Source organism: Thiocapsa sp. UBA6158 (genome assembly GCF_002423035.1).
Classification (GTDB): domain Bacteria; phylum Pseudomonadota; class Gammaproteobacteria; order Chromatiales; family Chromatiaceae; genus Thiocapsa.
Genome location: NZ_DIUM01000050.1, coordinates 1 through 5519 on the forward strand (window position 1 = coordinate 1; position 5519 = coordinate 5519).

Genomic DNA, 5519 nt, shown 5'->3' on the forward strand with positions numbered 1-5519 from the left:
AGGTGATCCTGAAAAGCACTATAACGCCTTGTAAGACGCGCATTATTCTTGGTGTTCGGAGGTCAACGCCGACTCGGCGCGAAGCCCCGAAACCTAGTCCGTGATCAAAACGCCAGTGGCGCTCGCGGGCCGACAACAAGACAATGGGAGGAGTGCGATGAGATGTTCCGTGCTATTACTGGCGCTGGCCCAATTGGTGGGTTGGTCCGGGCTGACCCAGGCCCTGACCGGTGATGTCGAGGTCGGTGAGTCATTAGCAAACCAGTACTGCGTGGCCTGTCATGGTCCCGGCGGGGTGGGGCTCGGACCGATCCCATCACTCGCCGGGATGCAGGCGGAGAGCTTCCAGGAGACCATGAAGCTGCTGCGTTCAGGCAAACGCGAGAGCACCACCATGGGTCAACTGAGCGCGGAGATGACGGATCAGCAATTTGCCGATCTCGCCGCCTACTTCAGCGGACTCGAGCCGGTCACCGATCCGCTTGAGCAACAACGTCTGCATCATGTCTCTGCCGCGGCCTGTCAATGGTGTCACGAGGACATCTTTCGGCAATGGGCCGGTTCGATGCATGCGAAGAGCACTGCATTGCTCGATCCGATCCACGAGATGATGTATCGCCAGGAGGTGGGTGATCCGCGCGAGGAGGGGCAACTGCATCAGCGCTCGCAACGCTACCCGGTCTGTCTGCAATGCCATGCACCGAACGCAGCGAAGGACGGATCCACCAAGCTCGATGCCATGGCCGCCTACTCCGAAGGCGTGAACTGCGTCGCCTGTCATCAGATCTCCGGCTACAAGGGGGTTCGCGGCGAGGGCGGTGCACTGCGCCTAGGGCTGCCGGCTTACGAGACATCCAGCGTCCTTCAGGGACCGACGGGGTATCCGTTCGACAAGGTCAGAGCCTTCGAGGGACCGGACGACGCAGGCAACCCCCATTTCGACAAGCTCGATGCCTTCGGCCAACGCGTCTCGGCGACCCTGCCGTTGCAGGGCAACCCACGCATGTTGCGCGGCAACGACCTCTGTCTGGGTTGCCATCACTTGCGGCCCAATCCGCAAGGCGTGCCGCTGTGCGCCACCGGCGACGAGTTCGAGGCCAGCGGCGCTCAGGTCACCTGTCAGTCTTGTCATATGCCGATCGCCGACGGGGTCGCGCACCACGGAATGGCTGGCGGCCATGATGTCGCCCAACTCGCGCGCGCGGTTCAACTCACCGTTGATCTCGAGCCGATCGACAACGGCGTGCGCGCAAACGTCGTGATGCAGAATCAACTGCCACACAAGATGCCCACCGGCGCACCCTTCCGGAATGTCCAGGTCAAGGTGACCGCGCTCGACGAGAACGGCAAGGTCCTCTGGGAGAACTATACCGATGACCCCCAGAAGGAGGCGCCCGACGCCTATCTCTTCTATCAACTCGCCGATGACGAGGGCAAACCGGCGATGCCGCCGGTCGCAACGCAGGTTGGGGTCGATTCACGACTCGCGCCGCACGAACGACGTATGCTGACCTATGAGATTCCGGTCACGCCCGCCGTGGTTCGCGCCGAGATGTTTTACAACCTCGTCTTCAAGGGGATGAAGCCCAACGTCATGAAATATACCGACGACGAGACCTTGCTGGAGCCCAAGCGCATGGCCTTCTTCGAGGCACATATCACGCCTTGATCCATCGCCTGCACCCATGTGCACGGCACCAAGAGCGCCCGAAGAGACGGCCCGATCCGGGCGCTCTCGGGCGCGACCAGGAACACCGGATCTGTCGATCCATATCTGGCGCCGGCTATAGCCACGGGTGAGGGCTCACCCGTGGCTCCTGCTAATCCGGACGTGCCTCATTCGGTCATCCGATTCAGGGGTACCCGTCTCCGTCGGACCGATCCTCGCATCTCCCCGGGAACGGCGATCATCCCGCGGTGAATCGCAGAATCCGAATGAGAGCGGCTGCAGGATTCGGCCTTGATCATCGTTTGGTCCAACTGCTTGCGGTCCCTGCGTAGTCAGGGCTTCCAGCCCTGATTCTGTCAGGCCAGGATGGCCTGACTACGCATTTGGCGGCCGATGTGGGCGAAGGGATGATCGAGGCCCAGGATTCGAACCAATCGCGTTACGACCCGCCCGCAGAATCGGTCTCCTCATGCGGGCCTTGGTCATCGTTCGCTCCAGCGGCCGGCCATCCCTGCCTAGTCAGGGATTCCAGCCCTGATTCTGTCAGGCCAAGATGGCCGGACTACGCATTCGGTGACCGACTTTGGCGAAGCGATGGTCGAGGCCCTCACGCGAAAGCCATGCCAAAGGGAATGACAAATGGCGTGATGAATGTAAGCCTCCAGCGGAATACGGCTATCCCGCGTGCTGCGCGGTCTGCAAGATGCCGGCATGTTCCATGCTTGGAAGGGAAACAGCATGGCAGAGAAGCGACGCAGTCGCGAGCAGCTGCGGAGCGGTCAACAGGTCGAAGAATCCGCCGATATCGGTGTCGGCGACATGGGCAAGGACGCGTTGCCGCTGCGCGGCGGGCTGGTGAGGATGCATGGAGGCTCCCGTCCGAGGTGGTGAGTTGGCTGTGGCGAGTTCGGCCTATCACCTTGGCAGCCCTTCTCCTTTGTTTTTTCAAAAACCTGAGCTTGCCTCCTCGCTTGTCTTAGTGCCACTCTACACTGACAGCCGTCAGCGACATCCGGACCTGGTCCAAGCGGAGGCACCGCGAGACACCGCGACCTTGTCATCGCTTCACCATGCGCCCGTCGCTCTCTCACGCCGTATCACGGAAATGGTCGCTATGCTGAGCTCGACAAAGGTCGTTGGAATCGTCTCGGATCGCTGCGCCGCGATCGGCAAGACCGCGATCCTGGCCACTGGCGCGGCCGCCCTCCTCCTTGCGCAGTCGCCAGCGACCGCGCAGCGGCCAACATCAGCCGATGCCCCGCCCAACGTGCTGATGATTCTGCTCGACGACATTGGTATCGATCAGTGGCGGGCGTTCGGCTTCGGCGGCATCAGTGCGCCGCGAACACCCAGCCTGGATGGCATCGCGCGCTCCGGTGTGCGCTTTCGCGAAACCTGGGCCATGCCGACCTGCTCCGCGAGCCGCGCGGCCATGTTCACCGGCCGCTTACCGCAGAACAACGGGGTCGTTGCAGCCATTCTGCCCGCCACCGACTTGGCTGTGTCGCAGGTCTCACCCTACGAGATGACACTCCCCAAGGTCTTGGCCACCGCCGGCTATCGCAGCGCCATGTTCGGCAAGTATCACCTCGGCAGCGGCCCCAACAATCCGGCAGGAAACGCAGCCCCCCTCGAGTTGGGCTGGGATCGGTTTTTCGGTGTCCTGGTCGACATCGATGTCACGGACACAACCGCGGGCGGTGTCGGTGCGGGCCAAGACTATCCGTATGGGCTTGTCGACGATGCGGCCTACGGGGCCTGTTTCGATCTGGAGACCGGCAGCTGTGAAGACCTGGGCAAGCCCGATGGGCTCAAGGGCACGGCCGTTGGTCGGCTCTGCGCAACCCGCGGCGACGTTTTGGTCCCCGCGACGACTTGCAAGGACAGCCCTGTTTCGGCAGAGGATCTCGGGCGCGACGACGCTGGCAATATCGTCAATAACGGCTACTACGTTTGGCCCTTCGCCGATCTCGACATCCGGGATTTCGAATTTACCGGTGAAGAATCGATCCCAGAGCGGGCAGCCGTCTTGCGCGCCGCGCTTCCGGTGGACTCGGCGGAGATACCACGCTTTCGCGGCTACACTGAAACAGCCTTCGTCGATGAGGCCATCGGCTGGATCAAGGAGCGCAACGCTGAAAACCAGCCGTGGTTCGCGGTCTATTCATCGACCACCGTGCACACGCCCTATCAGCCACCTCCGCCTGAGCTCGCGCCGGATTGGGACGTCACCTGTCCGAACAACGATTGCTCGGATCCGAGCTACCTCCCCGGCAACCGAACGACCGCCAACGCGATGATCCAAGCCATGGACAAGGAGGTGGGGCGTTTATTGACAGAGACCGGAATCGCCCGCCCCACGCGAACCGGCGAGCTGCGATTGGTTCCCGAGAACGGCAATACCCTGGTGGTGGTGATCGCCGACAACGGCACCTACGCGAGTATCGTCAAGGCCCCATTCGATCCGACACGCGCGAAAGGGACCGTCTACCAGACCGGCGTCTGGGTCCCGCTGACCGTCGCCGGGTCCATGGTGGCCCGGAGCAAGCGGGGATCGGTCGATCATGAGTCGCAGGTCAATGCGGTCGACGTCTACAGCCTGATCGCGCAAGCGGCCGGGGTCGATTATGCGTCGCTTCTGCCAGCGGGAGCCGATCTGGACGCCCGTCCGATCCTCGGGCTGGTCACCCAATCTCGCCGGCGACAGGCGCAGACCCTGGACGGCGCTGAGCTCGATGCGAAAGGACCCGCAGGCCGTGGCATCCTCAACGATGCGGCGATCAAGCACTGGGTCTCACCCTTCCAGCCATCCGGTCCACGGCTCAACTATGCCGAATCCGGCGTCGCCGCCAAAGACGCCGAGGCCGCCGCCGGGCTGAATGCGTGCTACGTTCAGAGCGCCAGCCTCTGCACCGATCAATTCTTCTATTTTCAAGGTCTCTGCGAGGCAAACAGCGGCATCTGGTATGGGCCGCCGGACAATCCAGACATGCCGACCGGACATCCGATCTATCCAACCTGCTGCAGTTTTCGCAATGCGGTCGCCGCGGCCGAGGCGCCGGATGGGACACCGGGCTTCGAACTCCCCGACGGGTCACTGATCGGCCCAGAGGACGTCAACATCCTAGAAGACTACGCAAGGGCCATACGCAACCGCGACTACAAGCTGGTCGCGCTGGATAAGCCGGACTGTCGCCTCGACGATGGCAGCACCGATCGCGCCTGGGAGTTCTATGCGGTCGACAACCGTCCGGTCGCTCCGCGGCTCGATCGCAGCCGGCTCAATTTGCTCTCCACCCCCGATGGCGCCGATGGCTGCGATGACCCCGCGTTGTCCGCTGGGCAAGGAAACGCCTGCCGGGCACTTTACACATCCATGCAACGGGTGATTGCGGGAAGGGACTTCCTGCCCGGCGATGGCAACCTCGATGGGGTCGTCGATCAGCGCGACAGCGCCGAGGCGGCCGACTACATCGCGCAATTCGACACCCATCAGTCCACGGTCTTCGACTTCGTTGGCGCGCCCGACTGTGATCCGCTGACCGCGATCTGCGCCGATGGCAAAACGGATGAGGCCGATTTGGAGTTCATTCGTCAGCGTTATGGTGCAAGCCGTGCGGACTAGACTCTCCGAGACCAGGCGACAAGACCAGGGCATCAGGAGGACCTTCACTGTTGACCACGCCCGACACCGACGGCGCTATCGCTCATCGTTACCCGGGCGCTCCGCGACATTGCCTTGACCATCGTCGCTGATCCCGAGGACCCTGATCATCAGGCCGAGCTTGACATGACCTCCGCCGGGCGCTTGCTCCATAGGCGAATTCAGGCCTTGATCATCGATTGGTCC

At 62.6% G+C, this 5519-nt stretch carries 3 protein-coding genes; all 3 read left to right on the top strand.

Features of this window, described 5'->3' with window-relative positions:
- Positions 1-157: 157 nt before the first annotated feature.
- The 3 genes from B4N44_RS07715 (at position 158) to B4N44_RS07725 (ending at position 5294) form a co-directional block, all read left to right on the top strand.
- The gene (locus B4N44_RS07715; protein ID WP_296698888.1) at positions 158-1669 is read left to right on the top strand and encodes a multiheme c-type cytochrome; all 1512 of its coding nucleotides are present in this window, start codon (positions 158-160) and stop codon (positions 1667-1669) included.
- A 738-nt stretch (positions 1670-2407) separates the two neighbouring features.
- Complete coding sequence (locus tag B4N44_RS07720) at positions 2408-2560, top strand: hypothetical protein (RefSeq protein WP_296698891.1); 153 nt, start codon at positions 2408-2410, stop codon at positions 2558-2560.
- Positions 2535-5294 (top strand): sulfatase-like hydrolase/transferase, encoded by a 2760-nt coding sequence (locus B4N44_RS07725; protein WP_296698894.1) that lies wholly within the window; start codon positions 2535-2537, stop codon positions 5292-5294. The genes B4N44_RS07720 and B4N44_RS07725 overlap by 26 nt, the downstream gene beginning before the upstream one ends.
- Positions 5295-5519: the final 225 nt, after the last annotated feature.

Excerpts from the sequence above, each read along its gene's own strand:
- B4N44_RS07720 (WP_296698891.1), top strand. The coding sequence starts at position 2,408 with ATGGCAGAGAAGCGACGCAGTCGCGAGCAGCTGCGGAGCGGTCAACAG.
- B4N44_RS07725 (WP_296698894.1), top strand. The coding sequence starts at position 2,535 with ATGGAGGCTCCCGTCCGAGGTGGTGAGTTGGCTGTGGCGAGTTCGGCC.
- B4N44_RS07715 (WP_296698888.1), top strand. The coding sequence starts at position 158 with ATGAGATGTTCCGTGCTATTACTGGCGCTGGCCCAATTGGTGGGTTGG.